Consider the following 22,403-nt stretch of genomic DNA (forward strand, 5'->3'; position numbering starts at 1 on the left):
ATTTGGCAATTACCCACATTGGATGTTATAGTGATTGAGAAGGGCGATATCATATTGAATCGCACCTGTAATACCAGTACGTGAACACAATTAAATAAATCTGCCTTGATCATATTGACAGGGACGGAGGAAACCTATGACGATATCCTACACAACCCTTCTGTCTTTTTATGACTAGAAGGGTTTTTATGTTTTGGTTTTCTCCTGAATAGGAGAGGAGAAGAACAATGAAAACAATTACGGAATTGAAACGGATGAAAGCTGAGGGTGACAAAATTGTGATGATGACAGCATATGATTACCCAACAGCGGTTTTTGCTGAAAAATCAGATGTTGATATTTTGCTAGTCGGGGATTCTCTTGGAATGGTCGTTCTGGGTTATCCTTCAACTGTATATGTGACTTCGGATGAAATGGTTCATCACGGAAAAGCGGTAAGACGTGGCGCAAAAGATACGTTTCTTGTTGTCGATCTGCCTTTTGGGACGTTTAGAGGCTCACAAGATCGAATTCTTAACGAAGCAATTCGGGTCTTTCAAGAAACGGGGGCAGACGCGCTTAAAGTCGAAGGAGCTGATGAAGTATTGGATACGATTCAGCTACTTACGAACACAGGGATCCCAGTTGTTGCCCATTTAGGGTTACTTCCTCAATCGGCATCTGTTATTGGAGGCTACAAAGTACAAGGAAAGACAGCGGATTCTGCACGTAAGCTGTTGGATGATGCGATATTGTGTGAACAAGCAGGTGCATGCATGATTGTTGTCGAGTGCATCCCCCATCAGTTGACTGAGAAGTTAACGAAAGCGGTCAGTATTCCGATCATAGGAATAGGCGCAGGGGCAGAAGCAGACGGCCAAGTACTTGTATTCCACGACCTTGTAAAATATGGAGACCATCGTCTACCGAAATTCGCGGAGTGCTTTAGCGATGCTGGAGTAGTTATTCAAGATGGAATTTCATCCTATACAAATGCAGTACGAACAGGAACGTTTCCCGTCGCGCAGCATCAGTTCACGATGAAAGAAGAAGAATTAGTGAATTTGTATGGAGGCGGAAACCAGTGACTGAAACAACTCCAATGCAATGTACAGCTTCAATCTCAAAAATGATTGAATGGCAGCAAGACATGAAAGCATCGAATCGGACAATCGGTTTTGTTCCAACGATGGGATTTCTTCATGAAGGCCACGTATCGTTAATACGGGAAGCGAAAGAGAACAATGACTGCGTCGCAGTTAGTATCTTCGTAAACCCTACTCAATTTGGACCAGGGGAGGACTTTGAAGCGTATCCTCGCAATTTGGATGCAGATGTAAGACTTGCTGCGCAAGCGGGGGCGGACATTATATTTTGTCCTGAAGTAGAGGAAATGTATCCAACTGATGGGGGTATACGTATAGTTCCAGGTCCTCTGGCAGACCGGTTATGCGGAGCATCGCGTCCGGGTCACTTTGATGGCGTGTTGAAAGTGGTCTTGAAGCTCGTGAATATCGTGCAACCAAACAACGTGTACTTTGGCATGAAAGATGCGCAACAACTTGCGATTATTGAAACGTTTTTCCGTGATTACAACTGTCCAGCAACCATAGTTCGCGTTCCAACAGTTCGGGAGTTAGATGGATTGGCAAAAAGCTCGAGGAATGTGAACCTTTCTTCTCAAGAACGAAGCGAAGCACCAGCACTATATGAAACGTTGCAACAGGGGCAAGTTTTAGTCCTTGAAGGGGTCGCAATTGATGCAGTTAAACAATTTGTCACAGAAGCACTTGAGAAAAAGACATCGGGGACCGTTGACTATATATCAATACTGACCTATCCACTATTGGAAGAACCGACCGCTATGTCGAAAGATCTGATCATTGCTTGTGCAGTCCAATTTCCAAAAGCTCGTTTGATCGATAATATCATTTTTGAGAGGGAAGGCTGAATCATGTTCCGTACGATGCTCACAAGTAAACTACACCGCGCTACAGTTACAGAAGCCAATTTGAATTATGTAGGAAGCATTACAATTGACGAAGACTTACTAGATGTAGCCAATATCCTTGTTAACGAAAAAGTACAGATCGTCAACAATAACAACGGAGAACGATTCGAAACGTATACCATTCCAGGGAAACGTGGCAGTGGCATGATCTGCGTTAATGGTGCTGCTGCAAGACTCGTTCAACCAGGAGATATCGTCATCATACTTGCGTATGCTCTCATGCTAGACGAAGAAGCGCAACAACATACACCAATGGTCCTACTCATGGATGAACATAACAAAGTAAACCAAATTATCCAAGAATCCCACGGTGTAATTGTTTGATAATCTCTATGTGAATTGCATTTAGAAACGCATATTGTATTCTTATTTAAAACTAAATGACTATCCAGAAACAGTATCTACTGACTTTCTGGATAGCTTTTTTATTTTTTGCCATGTTCGCACCCTTCCTTTAGAGCCTAGACTGAATATATGGTACAATCTGCAGTAGGAAACCGATACAGGAAGTTGATGAATCCATGGAAAATCTAAAATTTGCAGTAGTCGATTTGGAGACAACCGGTCATTCCCCCGAAAAAGGCGACCGGATTATTCAAATTGCCATCATGTTCATTGAAGACGGCATTCTCACAAACGAGTATGTCCGCTTTGTCAATCCCGGTCAAAAAATCCCTGTTTTTATACAAGAACTAACGGATATCACGAACGCCGAGGTAAAAGATGCACCGTTATTTGAAGAAATTGCGCAAGAAGTGAGAGACTTATTAGAGGGATGGGTTTTTTCCGCACATAATACGAACTTCGATTTAACATTTCTGCAAAAAGAGTTTCTACGTTGTGGAATCCCTCGATGGCAAGGAAAACAAATCGACACAGTCGAATTTTCAAAAATCATGTTTCCATCGGCTGTCAGCTATCGTTTAAAAGAATTGACAGAGGAACTTGGAATCGAACTTTCCGCTGCTCACCGTGCAGATGATGATGCAAGAGCGACAGCCCACTTGTTACTTAAATGTATTGAAAAAGTCAAATTGCTTCCAGAACAAACGATAACTCGTTTACATAAACGCTCTTTTTCGTTGAAAACAGATCTATCCGTAATATTCTATCTAGCGCTAGTAGAGGCGCGTCAAAAAACGCTTTACCCGCATCTCTCTCATTTCCGGGGAATTCCTTTTCGGCAAACCAAGCTCATCCAAAACCTTAAACCTAGAGAAATTACCTATCCAATCAGTCAAGATGAAAAAGACCAGTTGCTCATTCAAGCATATCCTTCCTACGAATCTAGAAGCGCGCAACTACAATTCATGGATGCTGCTTGGAAATCCTTACGTTCAGGAACGGAGATCATGGTTGAGGTTCCTACAGGAATAGGAAAGACAGTATCTTATTTGCTACCTGCAGCCATTCGCGCAGTGGAAACAAAACAAGCAGTCATTGTGAGTACGTACACGAATCATTTGGCAGATAAAATTATGGAAGAAGAAATTGACGTCGTCTCGAGAGCATTATCTGTTCCAGTTCAAGCTACCGTGTTGAAGGGGCGTTCAAATTATATTTCGTTAGCAAAGTTTGCTGAACTGTTGTTAAGTGGCGAATCGAGTTATGACAATATATTCACTGAAATGCAACTTTTAGTTTGGCTGACGGAAACCACGACTGGCGATGTCAACGAACTTAATCTTTCAGGTGGCGGCATGCTGTATATCGATCGAATCCGCAAACGGTCATCGGTTCTTGCAGAAGATGAAGTTGGAGTGGATTATCATCAAATCGCTTTAGAAAATTGCCGTCATGCAGATATTGTCATCACGAACCATGCATTACTTCTCAGTGATGGAGCCAGTAAGGAACAAATTGTTAAGGAATCTTGCGGACTCGTTGTCGATGAAGCCCATCAGTTTATACACGCGGCCTATAAAACAAATGAAATCATATTCTCCTATACAAATTGGAAATATGTACTGGGGCAAATTGGCTCTGAAGCAGATGACCAAATTAGTCGTCGCATCGAAGGGATTCTAATACGAAAGAGATTACATCGTTCACGTGAGCGTTCAAACCTTTTGACAGCATTCGAGAAATTCTCTTCTGCTTTTGATGCTGCTATCCATGAGTTAATAGGGTCAGAATCAGTTCAAAGAGGTCATGTTAAGGGGAGTCGACTTCATGTTGCTTTAGAAGACATCACGGCGGACCGAATCGTATTTGAAACTGTGTTCCAATCCATGAATAGCTTCATTGAGCAAGCTTCGACATATGTTAAAAGATTGGATCGGGAAGTGGAAAGTCTTTCCGATAAAGAACAAGCGATTCTTACAGAATGGCATTATTGGATAGATGAGCTTCGCGTGAAAATTGGAGAATGGGTCGAATTATTCCTTGATAAAGAATCGGATGGAACTGTTTGGATGGAGCAAGACCAAAGAAGTATCCCGGGAAGTCTCACAGTCATTAAAAGTCCTATTGACAGTGCACCTGTGATCCGTAATTCACTGAACTCATTTTTCACTGAGGAAAAAGGCGTGATATGGACGTCTGGGACATTATCTGTGAAAAGCGATGAGCGCTTTGTTGCACGGCAATTAGGTGTTGCCCAAGAGGTGCCCGTTCTGAAGTTACTTGCTCCTGAACACTTCTATACAGGTGCCCAGATCTTTCTTATCGATGATATGCCGAACATTCAGCAAGTCGCACAACAAGAATATGTAGAAGAAGTGGCGGAGGCTATCGTCCAAACGGTAATGGTAACTGAGGGGAGACTTTTTGTTCTCTTTACGTCGCAAGATATGCTGAATCAAACCCATGAACTCATTTCAGACAGTGGATTGTTGGAAGACTATGCACTCATCGCTCAAGGCATCAGCTCAGGTAGTAGGTATAGATTGTTAAAATCATTCCGTCAGTATGAAAAAGCGGTATTGTTCGGTACAAATAGCTTCTGGGAAGGGGTTGACGTCCCTGGTAACTCATTATCAGCAATTATTATAGTGCGTTTACCTTTCTCTTCTCCGTCTGAACCTGTGTTTAAAGCAAAAACTGCCCTACTGAACCAGATGGGGAAAAATGCATTCACTGCATATGCATTACCTGAAGCAATTTTGAGACTACGTCAAGGTTTTGGAAGACTAATTCGCTCATCTACAGATACTGGTTTTTTCATCATCTTGGATCGACGAATTGAAACGAAATCATATGGTAAGAAATTTTTAGAAGCGCTGCCAGACGTGCCTGTTAAAAAAGTGTCACTTGCACGTATGGTAGATGAACTTAATAATTGCTATAATAAATGAGTCTAACGGACTTAGATGAATACGTTTTTAAAAAATCAATCTAGGTCTGTCTAAACCCATTAAGAGTGGGAAGTGAAATAGTGATAAACTGGATAAAATTTTTCGCCGTTTTTCTCTTTGCTCTAACGCTAGCTTTTACGTCATTTGTCTTTTACAAAGCTTATGAACCTGCTTCTACGTTAAAAGAAAATGCGACCAATCGAGTATTGGATGCGGGTCTTTTAGAAGAAGCAGATCGGGCTGAAGTGTACAATGGCACAACATCACTTACAGTGGTCTTTGGAAAAGATTCAAAAGGTGTTTCAAAAGCCGTTTTTGTAAACGAGAAGGCGAAATCAGATGAGGATCTGAACGTGATTACTCTTGAAAAAGGTATAACCGCAAAACAAGCATTATCCTCGGTCAAACAAGAAATGAACGTCAACAAACTCATCCATGTTAAACTGGGAGAGGAAGACGATGCTGCTGTATGGGAAGTCGCATTCAAAAATGAGGACAATAAACTGAATTACGTGTATGTCTCATTTTCAGATGGACAGTGGCAAAAGCGAATTTTAAACTTATAGGAAGTGCATGAACGCACTGGTAAAGGGAGCGATGGACTTGGCGAAGCAATTAGCATCCAGAGTAACTACACTTTCACCTTCAACAACTTTGGCGATTACAGCTAAAGCAAAAGAAATGAAAGAATCTGGTATTGATGTAATTGGTCTTGGTGCAGGAGAGCCTGACTACAATACACCCGAGCCTATACTGGAAGCAGCATGGCATTCTATGAAAGAGGGAAAGACAAAGTACACACCATCTGGTGGTCTTCCTGCTCTAAAGGATGCAGTCATTGGGAAGTTGGAAAAGGACCAAGGCTTAACGTATGCGCGTACTGAAGTCATGATCGGGATTGGCGCAAAGCATGTGTTGTACACATTGTTCCAAACGATTCTAGATCCATTAGATGAAGTGATCATTCCTGCACCATACTGGGTGAGTTATCCGGAGCAAGTGAAACTTGCAGGCGGAGTACCTGTTGTCGTTCAGGCAGCTGCAGAAGCAGAGTTCAAAGTGACGGCCAGTCAGATTAAGCAAGCTATTACATCAAAAACAAAAGCACTTATCCTTAACTCTCCTGGTAATCCTACAGGAATGGTGTATACAGAAGAAGAACTAAAAGAGATTGCGAAAGTGTGTAAGGAACACGATATTTGGATCATTTCGGATGAAATTTATGAGAAACTCGTTTATGGAACGGCAAAACATGTTTCCATTGCAACATTGTCAGACGATGCTAAGGAGCGCACGTTTATTATTAACGGTGTTTCAAAATCACATTCGATGACAGGATGGCGTATTGGGTTCATTGCCGGGAACGAAGAAGTCGTAAAAGCGATGACAAATCTTGCCAGCCATTCGACATCAAATCCTGTAACTACTTCACAATATGCGGCAATCGAAGCGTATAATGGTTCACAGGATGCAGTAGAGATTATGCGGAAAGATTTCGGCGCTCGTTTAGAACGTATTTATCCGCAAATCCAGGCAATTCCCGGTTTCCATACAGTGAAACCACAAGGTGCATTCTATTTGCTACCAGACGTATCAGAAGCTGTGAAACATACAGGTTATGAAAACGTGGATGCGTTTGCAAAAGCATTACTGGAAGAAGCAAATGTGGCAGTTATCCCAGGTAGCGGATTCGGTTCAGAAGAAACGATTCGATTATCATACGCGACTTCTATTGATTTGTTAGAAGAAGCTGTGCGCCGTATAGACCAATTTGTAAAAGAGAAATGGAACGACTGAACGAAAACTGACTAGGTAGTACAAGTACCTAGAAAAACTTTGGAGGCTCTTATGAAAACGATTATGATTCACGAAATGCCTGATCATGAAGGCGAAACAGTACGAATTGGAGCATGGCTTGCCAACAAGCGTTCAAGCGGTAAGATTGCATTTTTACAATTACGTGATGGCTCTGGTTTTGTACAAGGAGTTGTTGTTAAGGAAGATGCTGGTGAAGAATTATTTGCTACTGCAAAAGGTTTAACACAAGAGACTTCCTTGTATGTAACAGGTGAGGTTACTGTAGACGAACGTTCAAGCTTTGGGTATGAGCTGCAAGTTAAAGGGATTGAAGTGATTAAAGTAGCGGAAGATTACCCAATCACACCTAAAGAGCATGGAACAGAATTCCTGATGGATCACCGTCATCTTTGGTTGCGTTCACGGAAGCAACACGCAGTGATGAAAATACGTGACGAAATTATTCGCGCAACGTATGAATTCTTCCACATGAATGGATTTATCAAAATCGATCCACCGATATTGACAGGTTCTTCTCCTGAAGGAACTTCAGAGTTGTTCCACACGAAATACTTTGATGAGGATGCTTATCTTTCACAGTCAGGACAGCTTTACATGGAAGCTGCTGCGATGGCACTTGGTAAAGTATTTTCATTCGGTCCAACATTCCGTGCTGAAAAGTCGAAAACTCGCCGTCACTTAATCGAGTTTTGGATGATTGAGCCTGAAATGGCGTTCGTAGAACATGCTCAAAGTTTAGAGGTACAAGAGCAATTTGTAGCACACGTTGTTCAATCTGTACTTCAAAACTGCAAACTTGAGCTAGAACGTCTAGGTCGGGACACTTCAAAATTGGAAAAAATCCAAGCGCCGTTCCCACGCATTACGTATGACGATGCAATTGAGTTCCTTCACAAAGAAGGATTCGATGATATTCAATGGGGTGACGATTTTGGAGCGCCTCATGAGTCGGCCATTGCGGAAAGTTATGATCTACCTGTATTCATCATGAATTATCCAATCGGCATTAAGGCATTCTACATGCAACCACATCCTGATCGTGATGATGTTGTGCTATGTGCAGACTTGATCGCCCCTGAAGGATATGGAGAAATCATTGGTGGATCTGAACGTATTCATGACTATGAACTCATGAAGCAACGTATCGAAGATCACCAGCTAGATGCTTCTGCATACGAATGGTATTTGGAGTTAAGTAAATATGGCGCAGTGCCTCACTCTGGTTTCGGTCTTGGATTAGAGCGTACTGTCGCTTGGATTTCAGGCGTTGAGCACGTGCGGGAAACGATTCCGTTCCCACGTTTACTTAACCGTCTGTATCCTTAATAAAGCAACAAGGAGGAGTTCGCCATATGCAACAAGATGAACGGCTCCAGATGTGGATTGAGCAGGGGAATGTTACTATTCCCCAGCTTTTTTTTAACTCTTATAAAAAACTAGGCATTCAAGATTCAGATGCCATGCTCATTTTACAAATGGAAGCCTACCGTGCTCAACATATTGAGTTTCCGACGCCATCTGATTTTTCTTCACGGATGGACCTCACAGAAAACGAGGTATCCCAAGTATTGCAGCGTCTCATGCAAAAGGGATATTTAAAAATTGGCCAAACTAGTGATGCCAATGGAGTACTGTTTGAACAATTTTCACTACTTCCTTTATGGGAAGCGGTTTTAGAATGTGAAATCGGGAGTCAGAATAAAACAGTCGAAGCAAAAGAAAAGGAAGAAGAAGGACAAATCTTCCACGTTTTTGAACAAGAATTTGGGCGTCTTCTTTCTCCAATGGAATGTGAAACGATTGCGATGTGGATTGATCAGGATCATCACGGCATTAATATTATTAAAGCAGCTTTAAAAGAGGCTGTTATTGCTCAGAAACTAAGTATGCGTTATATCGATCGGATTTTGTTTGAATGGAAAAAGAAAAATGTAACGACACTTGCAGATGTCGAAAAACAAACCAAAGCCTTCCGTTCCCCTACGCAATCTATTCGACAGGGAAAAGCACAAGGAACTGTTAAACGGGTTCCCCTATACAACTGGCTTGAAGATAGGGATGGGTGAGTGGAATGTTAACTAAAAAAGAGTGGCACTATTGCTTAGAGGAAATCGACACGATGTTTCCGGATGCTCATTGCGAGCTTGTGCACGAAAATGCCTTTGAATTGGTCGTTGCGACACTTTTATCCGCACAATGTACGGATGTGCTGGTCAATCGTGTAACTGCAGAGTTGTTTAAGAAGTACAAAACGCCAGGAGATTATTTGGAAGTTCCAATCGAAGAATTGCAACAAGACATTCGTTCGATTGGTCTCTATCGGAACAAAGCAAAAAATATCCAAGCGTTGTCGCTCATGCTTCTAACTCAATTCGGTGGGGAAGTCCCTGAAGATCGCGACGTGCTGACAACACTCCCGGGAGTGGGTAGGAAAACGGCGAATGTTGTAGTCTCAAATGCGTTTGGTGTTCCTGCGCTTGCTGTCGATACACACGTTGAACGTGTAGCAAAGCGTTTGGCAATGAACCGATGGAAAGACTCGGTCTTGGCAGTTGAAGAGAAAATCATGCGATGGACACCAAGAGAACGATGGACACAGACGCATCATCAACTTATTTTTTTCGGTAGATATCACTGCAAAGCCCAAAGACCGAACTGCCCGGAATGTCCACTGCTTTCTGTATGTCGAGAAGGAAAGAAGAGGATGAAGACTAATGGATAATTCAAAAACCACTTTAACAAAAGACCAAGTAATGCTTTACTTTGATAAATGGGAGTCTCTAAAGCCTGAAATTCAACAGCGTTATGACCAGAAGCAATCCGATGCTTCTGAGTCGATGGCGATTGCCATTGCAAATTATGAAGAATTATTAGAGGTTTGTGCTCCAGTTGGTGGTTCTGATCGTCGTACAAAGATGGAACCATTGAATGGGGAGGAGCGCCTTCAATTCATCAAGGATAAGGTAGTAAGTCCTTTTGCACTCATTCAATTGAATTTGCTCTATACGGAATTGAAAAAGAAGATTGCCCGATTTATCACCAATTAAAAAAACAGCGACTTCGTTTTTACGAAGTCGCTGTTTTTTGTTGTCAGTTTTCGTCTGATGTCTTTGTATCATCAGGTTTGGTTCCAGAAGGTTTCGACGAACTGGCTGTATTGGAGTCCGAGTTATTCGAAGGGTTGCTACTGACGCCATCGGAACCGTCAGCATCGTTACCTTCTCCATTATTTTCAGAGTTGTTTCCGTCTGAACCATTGCCGTTGTTGCCATTATTGTTTCCGTTATTACCATTGTTACCGTTGTTGTTCCCATTGCCATTATTATTGTTCCCGTTGTTGTTATTGCCATTATTATTGTTGTTGTTGTCATTGTTAGAGCCGTTATTTTGACCGTCATCCTCATTGTCCTGATCAGAGTCCCCTTGGTTTTCATCATCAGGATTTTCTTCAGGCACTTCTTCTTCAGTTGCCTGAATCATAAGCGTTGTCGAAGCAGGGGAGCTAACAAGATTATCTGCTTTTGCAATGACAGAGAACGTATACGTATGACCCGGTTCGACATTCCCGAATGTGAAGGATTTATCGTTTGTCTCCGTAAGTGATTGGGATCCTCCGCCATCTACAGAAACTGAAACTGCAAATGAGACATCGCCATCAAAATCATCAGAATCAGGCTCATTGTGGTTCCAACTTAAGTCGATTTCCTGATTATCGGCGTCATATTCTGCACTTAAATCAGTAGGAGCTTCAAGTTCCGTCACTTCTTCCTCAGGCTCTTCCTCTACATATGTGCGCTCGGGAAGAGTTCCACGAACAAATAGCTCATCACTTTTCAGGTTGCTTGGTGTGCTATTACTTGCCAATTGAAGCGGTTGAGATCCTGCGACGATTGTAGCTTCTTCAACAGAACTAGGCTTTTTGAATTTCTTCGGATTGTTGCCAGAAGCGATATCGCTCATCACTTGACGGAACAATACTTTAGGCATATCGCGTCCGCCTTGGAAACCGACTATGGGTTCGTTTCGTTTTTCATGTCCTCCCCAAACTGCAATCGTATAGTCGGATGTATATCCTGCAAACCATGAGTCAGGTACACTGTACTGGCCAATGTTATATTTCTTTTTGTCGTCAGCTGAATAGTTAGTTGTACCCGTTTTCCCCGCAATGTCCATTCCAGGAATGTTTGCTTTTGTTCCAGTTCCATTTGGTTTTGTCATCACGTCACGAAGCATATCTGTCACCATATAAGCGGTGGAATCCTTCATCGCGGAAACTGGATCTGGAGAAAGATTGATTTCAGTTTTACCATCTCGTAAAATTATTTTTTTTACTGCATGGGGAGCATTGTAGATACCTTCGTTTCCGAATGCCGCAAATGCTCCTGCCATTTGTTGAGTAGAGACGTCATTGGCGCCTCCGCCAATCGCATCCGATTGGTATAATTTTTTAACAGGTACGCCAAGTGAGTTTGCAAATTCCCCGGCGTTTTTAGTACCAACTTCTTCAAATGTTTTAATCGCTGGGATGTTTCGAGATTCATACACTGCTTGACGCATAGTGATAGGTCCCTTGAATCTATTGTCGACGTTATTTGCTTTTATACCTTTTGTTTTTTCATCTACGATTGTCTGACCAGTCGACCAGTTTAAGTATTCAATTGCAGGGCCATAGTCTAAAACGGGTTTGATCGAAGATCCAGGCTGTCGTTTTTGGTCGCTTGCATAGTTATGGTTAAATAATTTGTAATCACGACCTCCACCAACTGCTACAATCTCGCCTGTTTTTGTATCGACAACTGTCATACCTGCTTGAATTGTATCTGATTCAAAGTTGCTAGAATCTGCAAGTGCTTTTTCGACAGCTTGTTGTGCGTTAGGATCTAGGGCGGTTTGAATCGTAACACCATCTGCCTCAATATCTTTGTATCCTGCTTTTTGGAGTTCATCCATAGCAATATCAATGTAAGCTTGGTATTTAATATCCATTGGTTTTTCGCGTTTTTCTTCAGGAAGAAGAGAAGCAGTGACCGGGATGGATTTCGCGGTATCCATTTCCTCTTTTGTGATTTTTTCGTGTTGGTTCATGAGTCTCAATACAATATCACGACGTTTTTGTGCACGTTCAGGGTGCTTGAATGGATTGTAAGCATTTGGTGATTGAGGCATCCCTGCTAACATTGCCATTTCAGGAAGCTCCAGCTCATTTAACTCTTTCCCGAAAAAGTACTCAGCACCTGTACCAAATCCATATTTGTTACCTGACATGAGGACTTTGTTGAAATACATTTCAAAAATTTCTTCTTTGGAATAATTTCGTTCTAGCTTAAAAGCAAGCCATGCTTCCTGTGCTTTTCGCTTTAATGTTTTTTCATTCGTGAAGAATGAGTTTTTTATAACTTGCTGTGTTAATGTCGAAGCTCCTTGAGAGCCAAAACCGCTTTTAAGATTGGCAAGGACAGCACCACCAAGACGCCATAGGTCAATTCCGTGGTGTTTGTAAAAACGGGAGTCTTCCGTTGCAAGAATTGCGTCTTCCAATTCTTTAGGAATTTGGTCGTATGGTATATATTTTCGCTTTTCATTACCTGTAGTGTAAATAACGTTGTCGTTACGATCTAAAACTTTTGAAGAGAGCGGGTCTTTTAATAGACTTTCATCTAATGCGGGTGCCGTACTTGCATAGTAGGCGAATAAACCTGCACCTGCCATCAAAAATAGTAATCCGATAACAACGATTGCTTTCAATATGGTCTTAACGAGACCTTTTTTCTTTTTAGGTGTTTTTTTATGTTTCCGCGACGATTTCTGCTCCGCCTCCGCTTGTTGTCTGCGTGCGGTCCTTGAATTTGGAGTATTTTTGTCCATTAGGATTCCTGCCTTTCAATTCGTTCACCGGTTGTTTGTTCAACTAGACCGGTTAGAGCGTGTAAATAGTCTAGACGTGGATGATAGCCAGGTTGTAATTCGACTGACATTTCCTCAAGTTCAGAAAGAGTAATCGATTTTCTGCCACCATCAATCATCCTTGTCCATGTTCCGATGAAATTTCTAAAGGGTAATACGAAATAGCGATCTAAGAGAGAAAAGCGGATAATTAGAAATGCAATACCACCTTGTTCGTGTACTTGAGACATATGCTCAACTTGATGATCATGTATATTTTGTAAAGGAAAAGAAGTTTTATTTTTCGTCTCCTTCGCTTCAAAATCGACATATTTCCCTTGCCATACGCCGTTGTAGTCAGTTGTTGAAGCAGTTTTGAAATAAGCTTCAGTGATTACTGCTGCACTTCTCGCCGGATATCGGACGTTAACAATTTGAATAGGTACGGGTTTTTTATGAATGACTGCGATCCCTCTACTAGTATAATACTCGTTGCTGTCATTCAATTCATCTTCCAAAGTTTTACCCCGATTGCTGAAAGATAATGAAGTTGGTTTGGCAGCAGTATTCGTTGTAGTAGGTACATATTTTTTGCCATTTGGATAGCGTATCGCCAACATACTCACCTCACATCATCAGTGTATCATACCACAATATTGAGACGTTAAAACGTTGATTAGGTTGCAAACTACAAAATGCTCTCCCTTTTAGAGAGGAATGCACGTTCGTCAATGTTGGAACTAAAAGCACTAATTTGATAAACTTAAAATAGAAGTAGTAGAAAGGTGACAAGTAGTATGAGGTTACAGCAGTTAACAGAACAATTACTTGAAGTATGCGATGAGTGCTTAGTTCGGCATAGCGACATGCGACTTGAAAATCGCGAACCCGACTTTTATAAAGAAGTTAAACCATATGCCGATCACTGGCATCTGATGATAGATGAATGGGACGAACTCGTACAACAATGGATTCGTACAAGACGGCCAAAATACGTACGACCTATTCAAATTTCAACGTTAAATGATCTGATGAAACAATTTACCGTTCAATCCTTTTATCAAAAGACAGGGAAAAAGCGATTTGTTCAATCCATTCAATCCGCCAGTTATACATTGAATACCGTTCGTATCGCGTTGGAAAAAGAGAAAGAGGAGGGCGGAGATGGCAAATAACGTAAATCTCCAGTCATTTATTGATGAGTTGAAACTAGATCCGGAATTCGCAAAGAATGTAAAGCATTATAAAGTGACGGAAGGAAAAGACGCAATCTATGCTACTTTTCCTGAGAAATTGCATCCATCATTAAAAACGGCGCTTTCACATAAAGGCATTCATCAATTATATAGTCATCAGCGGAAAGCATTCGACTTCGCACAACAAAAAAAATCATATACAGCGGTAACTCCAACGGCGTCTGGTAAATCACTTTGTTATCATTTACCTGTTCTTCAAAGCATATTGGAGAATGAAGCCTCGCGAGCATTGTATCTCTTTCCGACAAAAGCACTCGCGCAGGATCAATTAGCCGATTTACATGAACTCATTGAAGCGAGTGGAGAGACGATACTAAGTTATACGTATGATGGAGATACTGCACCCGGATTAAGAACGAAGGTTCGTAAATCGGGGCATATCGTGTTGACCAACCCGGATATGCTACATTCTGGAATTTTGCCGCATCATACGAAGTGGGTTTCACTTTTTGAGAACTTGAAGTATATCGTGATCGATGAATTGCATACGTATAAGGGAGTGTTTGGTACACATGTTGCCCATGTGTTAAGACGCTTAAAACGAATTTGTGCTTATTATGGAAGTAACCCTGTGTTCATCTGCACTTCAGCAACAATTGCAAACCCTCAACAACTTGCGGAAAACCTGACGAATTCCTCAATGGAGCTCATTGCGGATAACGGAGCGCCTGCTGGCAAGAAGCATTTTTTGTTTTACAATCCACCGGTTGTCCATGAAACGTTTGGAATTCGTAGGAGTGCTGTCTTGGAAGTTCGGGATATTGCTTCCCGCCTTTATCGAGAAGGGGTTCAAACCATCATTTTTGCAAAAAGCAGAGTGCGTGTAGAAATGCTCGTAACCTATATGAAAGAACTCACCAAAAAGAAATTGATGGATGAGACGATCATGGGGTACCGGGGAGGTTATCTTCCTTCAGAGCGTCGTAAAATTGAAAAAGGACTGCGTAATGGGACGATTAAGACAGTAGTCAGTACAAATGCGTTGGAACTTGGTATTGATATTGGTCAACTCCAAGCATGTGTTATGACGGGTTACCCGGGAAATATCGCAAGTGCATTGCAACAAGCAGGTCGAGCAGGAAGAAGGCAGGATGACGCACTCATCATTTATGTCGCACAGTCTATGGCGTTGGACCAATACATCATCGAGCATCCTGATTACTTACTAGGTGGATCACCAGAGGAAGCGCATATTCACCCTGACAATATTGTCATACTCATGGATCATCTACGGTGTGCTTCATTTGAACTGCCATTTTCGGTGAACGATCAGTATGCAGAGTTCGATGTCCAGCAGCTATTGGAATTTTTAGCGTCTGAAGGAGTTCTCGTATTGGCAGGGGATCATTGGCACTGGATGACAGAACGTTTTCCTGCGAGCGAAGTAAGTTTACGTTCAGCTTCTCAAGAAAATGTAGTGATTATTGATAAAACCCGACCTAAAGAAACGACGGTCATTGGAGAAATGGATCGATTCAGTGCAATGACGTTGTTACATGAAGAAGCGATCTATTTGCACCAAGGTACACAGTTCCAGGTTGAAATGTTAGATTGGGAGGAAAAGAAGGCGTATGTGACAGAAGTGGATGTCGATTACTTCACAGACGCGAATTTAGCTGTTGAGCTGAAAGTAATCAGTGAAGACAAAAAGCAGGATGACGCATCCCAGACAGTGGCATTCGGCGATCTAGCTGTCCTGGCAATCCCAACAATTTTTAAGAAGATTCGATTCGATTCTCATGACAATATCGGCTCTGGTCCTATTCATTTGCCAGCTGAAGAGCTACATACAGCGTCCACGTGGCTAGCATTTGATGTACCTGAAGGATGGACAGAAGCTACCTTGACTGACGCCATGACTGGTGCAGCACATGCGATGCAATCCTTTATTCCTTTGTTTGTTCAATGTGACAGAACTGATATTCATGTGGTACCGCAAGTAAAAGCAGTCCATACAGGAAAACCGACGTTTTTCATCTACGATAGTTATCCTGGAGGAATTGGATTGAGTGAAAAGATGTTTGACCAATGGAATTCATTGCTTCGCCAGGCCGCCTCGCACGTAAGTTCATGTGAATGTGAAGGAGGCTGTCCAATTTGTACAGGTCCGCCCGAAGCTGATACAAATTTGAAGCTAGGCGCTGCGGAGCTTTTGAAGAGTTTGGCAGGTGGTGACGCGCGTGTCGTATGAGCAAAATCTTATGAAGATGAAAGGTATGTTGAAAAAATCAAAAGCTGACTCTTCAACTCAGAAAGAAACCTCAAAGATCGTTCAAGCGTCATCTCCTAGTTACGAATCACAGTGGCTAGCAGCAGGTCTCGAAAAAGAGACCAATCACTACGGGACCGTTTATAAGAAAATTGTCGACTATGACGAATTCTATACACACGGGAAATATCAATTGACCGAATTGACGGCCACGTTGCAAAAATGGAAGAGCTCAGGGGAACGACATCCGTTAGCACCTGACCCAGACAAACGACTCCTTTTTTTTGATACAGAAACCACGGGTTTGAAAGGGACCGGGACACTTATTTTTCTAATCGGTTTAATCGAGCAACGAGGCAAGGGCTTTAGAATGACCCAGTATGTACTGCCGGGTCCTGCTCATGAAGCAGCGTTTCTTTATGCAACTGAATTATGGGAAAAGCCGGTTACGCTTGTCATGTATAACGGAAAGAGTTTCGATGTGCCTCAATTGGATACCAGGTGGACAATGAATCGGAACTTACTACCTCCTTTGCCAAAGCACGATCAGATCGACCTGCTCCACGGTTCCAGGCGCATTTGGAAACACGAAATGGAATCGTTCAAATTGCCTGCAGTTGAAGAGGAACAACTTGGATTTGTACGGGAAGACGATATGCCGGGCTATTTGGCACCGATTATCTATCAAGATGCTGTGAAAAATGGTCGTGCTGAAATGCTGATGAAGATTTTGCTGCACAATGAGTACGATATTTTGTCACTTGTCACGTTGTATATTCGTTCAACTGAGCTTCTTTTGCAAGAGGAGTTATCAGGAACTGCGATTAGCCTAACGAATATCGGAAAATGGTATGCCGATTTGAAGTCACATAGTCGAGCAACTGCTGTCTTAGAGCAGGTAATCGAGGAATATGGGACTCAACACCCGACAACTCACTTCCATTTCGGGTTTCTTTTAAAAAGGGAAGGGAAATACAAAGAGTCACTAGATGCGTTTGGTGTCTGTATGACAAAGTCGACTGGACGGGAACGGATTATTGCACTTGAGGAAATGGCGAAAATACTTGAGCACAAAAACAAAGACTGCACAAAGGCGCTACAACTTTGTGGAGTTTCCAAGGGGCTGCTTGCACGTGATTCCTCATTGTCTGCTTCGTTTTCTATGCGCATGATTGCGGAGTTCACAAAACGGGAAATGAGACTTAAGAGAAAATTATTTCCCGGGCAAGCGCAGGACTCGACAAAATAACACTTCTAATCTTGACTTGAGCAGACAGAATTGGACAGGATATGCTATACTTAGAGCAGTTACCACTGACGGAAGGACGTTGTTGAATGGATATTAAATTGGATTCAAAAACGATTCTTGAAAAAGAGTTTAAAACAGGTATGCGCGGTTATAACCAAGAAGAAGTCGATTTGTTTTTAGATAGTGTGATTCATGATTACGAAAGTTTTAAAAAACGGATCGCTGAGCTTGAACGCGAAAACGGAGAACTTCAAAATGAGTTATCTACTGTCCAGAAACGACCAGCATCGAGCGCTCCTGGTACAACAAACTTCGACCTGCTGAAACGTATTTCTAATTTGGAAAAAGCTGTGTTTGGAAGTAAACTTTCAGGAAACGAATAAGACGAACCCCACTTACCCTTGCGGAAAGTGGGGTTCTACTGTATACTAATCAAGCCATGACGGAAATTCAGGTAATTGCTGCAGTGCTAGACACTGGAGAGGAAAGTCCATGCTCACACGGTACTGAGATGTCCGTAGTGTTCGTGCCCGGCCAAAAAATAAGCCGGGGCGCTGTTTATTCAGCTGACGGCGGAAATAATTCCTAAGTCCTTTTAGGATATGGAAGACGTTTCCTGAAAAGTGCCACAGTGACGGAGCTGTATCGGAAACGGTACAGGTGGAACGAGGTAAACCCCGCGAGTGAGAAACCCAAATTATGGTAGGGGCGCTCTTCCGAAGGAAATGAACGGAGGAAGGGACAGACAATCGTCTGTAGATAGATGATTACCACCCTGAGTACGAGGTGTAAACCGTTCGAGTACAAGGGAACAAAACATGGCTTACGAATTTCCTGATGGTACTTAATGTATACAATCATGCTCTCCTGTATTTACGGAGAGCATTTCTGCGTTAGAAAACAGGTTTGTTCATATATAGCACGTACATAAAGTGATTCAACAGTGGAGAGGAAGTGTACGATTCATGAAAGAATACAAATTAGTAGCAACTGCAGCGATGGGGCTTGAAGGACTCGTTGCAGAAGAAGTGAAAGCACTAGGGTATGAAACGATGACAGAGAATGGGAAAGTTTACTTTTCTGGCGATGCCCATGCAATTGCAAAAGCGAATATGTGGCTGCGCATCGCTGACCGTGTCCGAATTATCGTAGGGGAATTTAAAGCAACTACTTTCGACGAACTATTTGAAAAAACTAAAGAATTGCCGTGGGAGGAATATCTTCCAGTGGATGCAACATTCCCGGTTGCTGGTAAATCCGTTAAGTCGATTCTTTACAGTGTGCCTGATTGCCAAGCAATTGTTAAAAAAGCAATTGCAGAAAAACTTAAAACCGTCCATGGCCGTGTCGGCTTTTTAGACGAAACGGGTCCATTATTCAAATTGGAAGTATCGATTTTAAAAGATAAGGTGACACTAACAATCGATTCAAGCGGTGCGGGTCTGCACAAACGCGGATATCGCGTTGGACAAGGTGATGCTCCGTTAAAAGAAACGTTAGCTGCAGCACTTGTTAAATTGACAAAATGGAACCCGGATCGACCATTTGTTGACCCGTTCTGTGGTTCAGGTACGATTCCAATTGAAGCTGCAATGCTCGGACAAAATTTAGCACCAGGCTATAATCGGGAGTTTTTAAGCGAACAATGGCCATGGATGGCAGAATCCGTGTGGGATCGTGTTCGTGAAGAGGTAGAAGATGTCGCAGATTATGATCGTAAACTGATGATTTCAGGTTCTGACTGGGATCCAGCAATGATAAAAGTCGCAGAGAAAAATGCTGCAGAAGCAGGATTTTTAGATATTATCAATTGGAATGTTTGCAACGTTGCAGACCTTTCACTTGACGGTGAAAACGGCGTTTTAGTCGGAAATCCACCATATGGAGAACGTCTTGGTGAACTAGAAGAAGCTGAAGACATAACCGCTACACTGGGGAACGTCATGAAACCTTACCCATCCTGGTCTGTCTATATGCTTTCTTCTCTTGAAAACTTTGAGACGATGTATGGCAAAAGAGCTACTAAGAAACGTAAACTCTTCAATGGTTTCATCCGCACAGATCTTTATCAGTTCTGGGGCAAACGAAGCTAATCTAAATAGATCTAAAAGAGAGGATTCTCCTCTCTTTTCTTATGGAATAGAAAGGGGTTCACTATGACAGGAAAGTTACCATTTGCACTCACACGCGACAAAACATTCTACGAATCACTCAACGAGTGGATCGGAGATACCTTATATGATGAGCTCACCGAAAAAGGATTCGACTGCAGAGATGAACAAATCTATATGTCTTTCCAAATTGAGCAAGCTCTACGAGAAAAAGAAGTATTATTTGCTGAAGCTGGCGTCGGAACAGGTAAAACTATCGCTTATCTACTTCCTGCCATCGCTTATGCTCGCTACACAGGCAAACCGGCATTAATCTCTTGCGCAGACGAAACACTAATCGACCAACTTGTAAAAGAGGAAGGCGATATTCGTAAACTTGGTGAAGCGCTAGAGCTCACAATCGATGTGCGTCTTGCAAAATCACGTGACCAATATCTTTGCCTGAAGCGTTTGGAAGAAATGAATCGTAGCGGTGAAGACTATGCCGGGGATGTGGAAGACAGCCTCCCGGAATTCGTTTATGGGCCAGCCTCTTTATCAGAAGTGCATCCATATGGAGAGCGTTCTTCCTATCCAGATCTAAGTGATGGTGAGTGGGAGACGATTAATTACCATCCAATTCAACAATGTGGTGGATGTGACTTACGAAACCGTTGTGGACAAACGATTCACCGCAGTGAATATCGAAAAGCATCTGATTTAATCATTTGCTCCCACGATTTCTTTATGGAACACCTTTGGACGAAAGAGTCTAGAAAACGACAGGGGCAACTCCCACTACTACCAGAGGTTTCAATGGCTGTTTTTGATGAAGGCCATCTACTTGAATATGCAGCACAGCGCGCTCTAACTTATGAAGTACAAGATAGCACGCTTCTTGGACTTCTGGAGCGGGTCATGACAGACGGTGTACGTGAGCAAACGCTTCAACTGATGGAACAACTGATGGAATGTCATGAACTGTTCTTCGACTACCTCTCTGAATGTGCTCAGGAAGATGGAGAAGAACGACTAACGATTTCAAAGACTGCCGAACTCGTGAATACAGCGCGTGAAGCAGTTCGTCTTTCGAATGCATTACTCGAAGAATTTGTCTTTGATAGTGAGCTCTATGTGATACCTGAATATGACTTGAGAATGGTAGAAGAATACCTCGAACAATATATATTCTCATTAGAGTTGTTTTCGGATAATGCAGAAGCTGTCGATTGGGCAGAAGATCGAGAAGGGGAATTGACACTAGTTATTATGCCGCGCCTTGTAACGGATGTTTTACAGGAGCGATTATTTTCAGAAAAACTACCAATTATTTTCTCATCAGCTACATTGTCCGTACAAAATGATTTCTCGTTTATCGCAAATAATCTAGGTATTGAACATTCAGTTTCATTTTCAATTGAATCTCCATATGATTACGACGAAGTCATGGATCTTACCATTGAATCGCTATCTGAAGATGGTAAAATGAACAGACTTGTCGAATTATTGAATGATGGTGAACAGACGCTAGTGTTGTTTAAGTCGAAACAGTCTATGGAAGATTTCCGAGCAACGCTGCCAGAAGGACAACTTCCTTTCGCGGCGTTTGAAGGAGATCGTGAACTCTCGTCTATCGTTAAAGAGTTCCAAGCTAAAAAATGGTCTGCATTCTGCTCCTATCATTTGTGGGAAGGGTTGGATATTCCTCATGATGCATTAACGAGAGTGGTCATTTATGATTTACCGTTGCCACCTGCAGATCCGTTGTTCAATGCGAAGCGTAGTCATGCAGCTTCTCCATTTGAAGAAGTGGACTTACCATATATGTTGCTCCGTTTACGTCAAGGTGTTGGTCGACTTATCCGGACTGCGACAGATTCAGGTTCTGTTCATATTTTGTTGAACCCTGAAGAATCTAAATTAGTACCCACATTCGATTCAATTTTTCCCGTTGCTCCAAAAGTGAAATCTTGATAGATATGTAAATTGAACAAAACAAAAAGCAACAGGGCGTCGGCCTTGTTGCTTTTTGTTTTGTTAGTATGTTTCATCCTTCATCCAATTACCTTTTTCAAGCTTCGTCTATTGTCAGTAACACATTAGAAGGTGGAGCGTTGTTAAAATTCAGTGGTAATTTAAATGCTTGTTGGAAACCATAGAATTTCGTCTCACCTGTTAAAACAGTTGGTGGAGAAATATCCAGAGTCAGTGCATCCTTTTCAAGCAAGGTACACAGATTTCCAGCGACCATATTCCCGAGTTCACCAGTAAATGACTCGATCATTTCGCCTTCAATCGTCATGCCAAACATTGCTTCGCCAATTTGTGAAATTGTCGATTCGTTTGTATCGATAATAAGTCGTCCGCGTACGTCACCAAGCAGTGCAATAAGTACACTTAGTTCTTTTTGTTCATATGGCTGTGTGGTAAGAGAAGGTGGGAGAACGTCGAATTTAACAGGGATAACTGTAGTTAGAGATTGGATTGTACTATTCAATATATGTTGGATTGTTTTTGCATCAGTCATTTAGACACCCCTTTAGCAGGTAATAATAGTCCAATGATACCACCCGGGTCGTCAATTGTATAGAGTATTTCTATAATTAAAAACG

Annotated in this window: 19 protein-coding genes and 1 other RNA gene; 17 read left to right on the forward strand and 3 right to left on the reverse strand. The window is 42.1% G+C overall.

From position 1 onward, the window contains the following. Positions 1-227: 227 nt before the first annotated feature. The 10 genes from panB to ACR65F_RS11650 all read left to right on the forward strand — a co-directional run bounded on the left by panB (position 228) and on the right by ACR65F_RS11650 (position 10,151). Positions 228-1,067: a 3-methyl-2-oxobutanoate hydroxymethyltransferase gene (gene panB, locus ACR65F_RS11605; protein WP_440504487.1), complete on the forward strand. Its 840-nt coding sequence runs from the start codon at positions 228-230 to the stop codon at positions 1,065-1,067. Beyond that, positions 1,064-1,930, forward strand: coding sequence for a pantoate--beta-alanine ligase (gene panC, locus ACR65F_RS11610; RefSeq protein ID WP_369795173.1), 867 nt, complete (start codon positions 1,064-1,066; stop codon positions 1,928-1,930). The genes panB and panC overlap by 4 nt, the downstream gene beginning before the upstream one ends. A 3-nt stretch (positions 1,931-1,933) precedes the next feature. Next, positions 1,934-2,314, forward strand: coding sequence for an aspartate 1-decarboxylase (panD, locus tag ACR65F_RS11615; RefSeq protein ID WP_440504488.1), 381 nt, complete (start codon positions 1,934-1,936; stop codon positions 2,312-2,314). Between the two features lie 197 nt (positions 2,315-2,511). Continuing rightward, positions 2,512-5,286, forward strand: a complete 2,775-nt coding sequence (gene dinG, locus ACR65F_RS11620) for an ATP-dependent DNA helicase DinG (RefSeq protein WP_440504489.1) — start codon at positions 2,512-2,514, stop codon at positions 5,284-5,286. 80 nt (positions 5,287-5,366) lie between these two features. Next, complete coding sequence (locus ACR65F_RS11625) at positions 5,367-5,852, forward strand: cell wall elongation regulator TseB-like domain-containing protein (RefSeq protein WP_039041755.1); 486 nt, start codon at positions 5,367-5,369, stop codon at positions 5,850-5,852. 31 nt (positions 5,853-5,883) lie between these two features. Further along, positions 5,884-7,083, forward strand: a complete 1,200-nt coding sequence (locus tag ACR65F_RS11630; protein ID WP_039041833.1) for a pyridoxal phosphate-dependent aminotransferase — start codon at positions 5,884-5,886, stop codon at positions 7,081-7,083. 51 nt (positions 7,084-7,134) lie between these two features. Further along, a complete protein-coding gene (asnS, locus tag ACR65F_RS11635; protein ID WP_440504490.1) occupies positions 7,135-8,430 on the forward strand; it encodes an asparagine--tRNA ligase in 1,296 nt (431 codons plus the stop codon). Positions 8,431-8,456: 26 nt separating this feature from the next. Further along, entirely contained in the window at positions 8,457-9,170 is a 714-nt protein-coding gene (locus tag ACR65F_RS11640) for a DnaD domain-containing protein (protein WP_440504491.1), read from the forward strand. A 5-nt stretch (positions 9,171-9,175) separates the two neighbouring features. Then, a complete protein-coding gene (gene nth / locus ACR65F_RS11645) occupies positions 9,176-9,826 on the forward strand; it encodes an endonuclease III (protein WP_440504492.1) in 651 nt (216 codons plus the stop codon). Then, positions 9,819-10,151, forward strand: coding sequence for a YpoC family protein (locus ACR65F_RS11650; RefSeq protein WP_440504493.1), 333 nt, complete (start codon positions 9,819-9,821; stop codon positions 10,149-10,151). Before nth ends, ACR65F_RS11650 begins: the two co-directional genes overlap by 8 nt. 43 nt (positions 10,152-10,194) lie before the next feature. On the opposite strand, the gene ACR65F_RS11655 is transcribed toward ACR65F_RS11650, so the two are convergent. Continuing rightward, positions 10,195-12,969 carry a PBP1A family penicillin-binding protein gene (locus ACR65F_RS11655; RefSeq protein ID WP_440504494.1) on the reverse strand — a complete coding sequence of 925 codons (2,775 nt, stop codon included), beginning with the start codon at positions 12,967-12,969 and terminating at the stop codon, positions 10,195-10,197. Continuing rightward, the gene (gene recU / locus ACR65F_RS11660) at positions 12,969-13,604 is read right to left on the reverse strand and encodes a Holliday junction resolvase RecU (RefSeq protein ID WP_039041831.1); all 636 of its coding nucleotides are present in this window, start codon (positions 13,602-13,604) and stop codon (positions 12,969-12,971) included. The genes ACR65F_RS11655 and recU overlap by 1 nt, the downstream gene beginning before the upstream one ends. A gap of 180 nt (positions 13,605-13,784) precedes the next feature. On the opposite strand from recU, the gene ACR65F_RS11665 reads away from it, so the two are divergent. From ACR65F_RS11665 to ACR65F_RS11695, 7 genes are all read left to right on the forward strand, one after another. After that, on the forward strand, positions 13,785-14,162 hold the full coding sequence (locus ACR65F_RS11665; RefSeq protein WP_039041750.1) for a YppE family protein: 378 nt from the start codon (positions 13,785-13,787) through the stop codon (positions 14,160-14,162). Further along, the gene (locus ACR65F_RS11670; RefSeq protein ID WP_440504495.1) at positions 14,152-16,434 is read left to right on the forward strand and encodes a DEAD/DEAH box helicase; all 2,283 of its coding nucleotides are present in this window, start codon (positions 14,152-14,154) and stop codon (positions 16,432-16,434) included. Before ACR65F_RS11665 ends, ACR65F_RS11670 begins: the two co-directional genes overlap by 11 nt. Next, positions 16,424-17,701: a ribonuclease H-like domain-containing protein gene (locus ACR65F_RS11675; protein WP_440504496.1), complete on the forward strand. Its 1,278-nt coding sequence runs from the start codon at positions 16,424-16,426 to the stop codon at positions 17,699-17,701. Before ACR65F_RS11670 ends, ACR65F_RS11675 begins: the two co-directional genes overlap by 11 nt. A gap of 86 nt (positions 17,702-17,787) precedes the next feature. After that, on the forward strand, positions 17,788-18,084 hold the full coding sequence (gene gpsB / locus ACR65F_RS11680; protein ID WP_025784848.1) for a cell division regulator GpsB: 297 nt from the start codon (positions 17,788-17,790) through the stop codon (positions 18,082-18,084). A gap of 63 nt (positions 18,085-18,147) precedes the next feature. Beyond that, positions 18,148-18,531, forward strand: an RNA gene (gene rnpB / locus ACR65F_RS11685) — RNase P RNA component class B. Between the two features lie 135 nt (positions 18,532-18,666). Then, positions 18,667-19,794 (forward strand): THUMP domain-containing class I SAM-dependent RNA methyltransferase, encoded by a 1,128-nt coding sequence (locus ACR65F_RS11690; protein WP_440504497.1) that lies wholly within the window; start codon positions 18,667-18,669, stop codon positions 19,792-19,794. Between the two features lie 63 nt (positions 19,795-19,857). Next, a complete protein-coding gene (locus ACR65F_RS11695; protein ID WP_440504498.1) occupies positions 19,858-21,765 on the forward strand; it encodes an ATP-dependent DNA helicase in 1,908 nt (635 codons plus the stop codon). Between the two features lie 97 nt (positions 21,766-21,862). Here the strand turns inward: ACR65F_RS11695 and ACR65F_RS11700 are convergent, their stop codons facing one another. Beyond that, positions 21,863-22,318: a chemotaxis protein CheX gene (locus ACR65F_RS11700; protein WP_125103665.1), complete on the reverse strand. Its 456-nt coding sequence runs from the start codon at positions 22,316-22,318 to the stop codon at positions 21,863-21,865. Positions 22,319-22,403 lie beyond the last annotated feature (85 nt).

It is taken from the genome of Sporosarcina sp. SAFN-010 (assembly GCF_059415065.1).

Bases quoted from the DNA above. Each gene is read 5' to 3' on its own strand.
- ACR65F_RS11695 (WP_440504498.1), top strand. From the start codon at position 19,858: ATGACAGGAAAGTTACCATTTGCACTCACACGCGACAAAACATTCTAC.
- ACR65F_RS11665 (WP_039041750.1), top strand. From the start codon at position 13,785: ATGAGGTTACAGCAGTTAACAGAACAATTACTTGAAGTATGCGATGAG.
- asnS (WP_440504490.1), top strand. From the start codon at position 7,135: ATGAAAACGATTATGATTCACGAAATGCCTGATCATGAAGGCGAAACA.
- ACR65F_RS11655 (WP_440504494.1), bottom strand. From the start codon at position 12,969: ATGGACAAAAATACTCCAAATTCAAGGACCGCACGCAGACAACAAGCG.
- ACR65F_RS11630 (WP_039041833.1), top strand. From the start codon at position 5,884: ATGGACTTGGCGAAGCAATTAGCATCCAGAGTAACTACACTTTCACCT.
- ACR65F_RS11640 (WP_440504491.1), top strand. From the start codon at position 8,457: ATGCAACAAGATGAACGGCTCCAGATGTGGATTGAGCAGGGGAATGTT.
- ACR65F_RS11670 (WP_440504495.1), top strand. From the start codon at position 14,152: ATGGCAAATAACGTAAATCTCCAGTCATTTATTGATGAGTTGAAACTA.
- gpsB (WP_025784848.1), top strand. From the start codon at position 17,788: ATGGATATTAAATTGGATTCAAAAACGATTCTTGAAAAAGAGTTTAAA.
- dinG (WP_440504489.1), top strand. From the start codon at position 2,512: ATGGAAAATCTAAAATTTGCAGTAGTCGATTTGGAGACAACCGGTCAT.
- ACR65F_RS11650 (WP_440504493.1), top strand. From the start codon at position 9,819: ATGGATAATTCAAAAACCACTTTAACAAAAGACCAAGTAATGCTTTAC.
- panB (WP_440504487.1), top strand. From the start codon at position 228: ATGAAAACAATTACGGAATTGAAACGGATGAAAGCTGAGGGTGACAAA.
- ACR65F_RS11700 (WP_125103665.1), bottom strand. From the start codon at position 22,318: ATGACTGATGCAAAAACAATCCAACATATATTGAATAGTACAATCCAA.
- panD (WP_440504488.1), top strand. From the start codon at position 1,934: ATGTTCCGTACGATGCTCACAAGTAAACTACACCGCGCTACAGTTACA.
- ACR65F_RS11690 (WP_440504497.1), top strand. From the start codon at position 18,667: ATGAAAGAATACAAATTAGTAGCAACTGCAGCGATGGGGCTTGAAGGA.
- nth (WP_440504492.1), top strand. From the start codon at position 9,176: ATGTTAACTAAAAAAGAGTGGCACTATTGCTTAGAGGAAATCGACACG.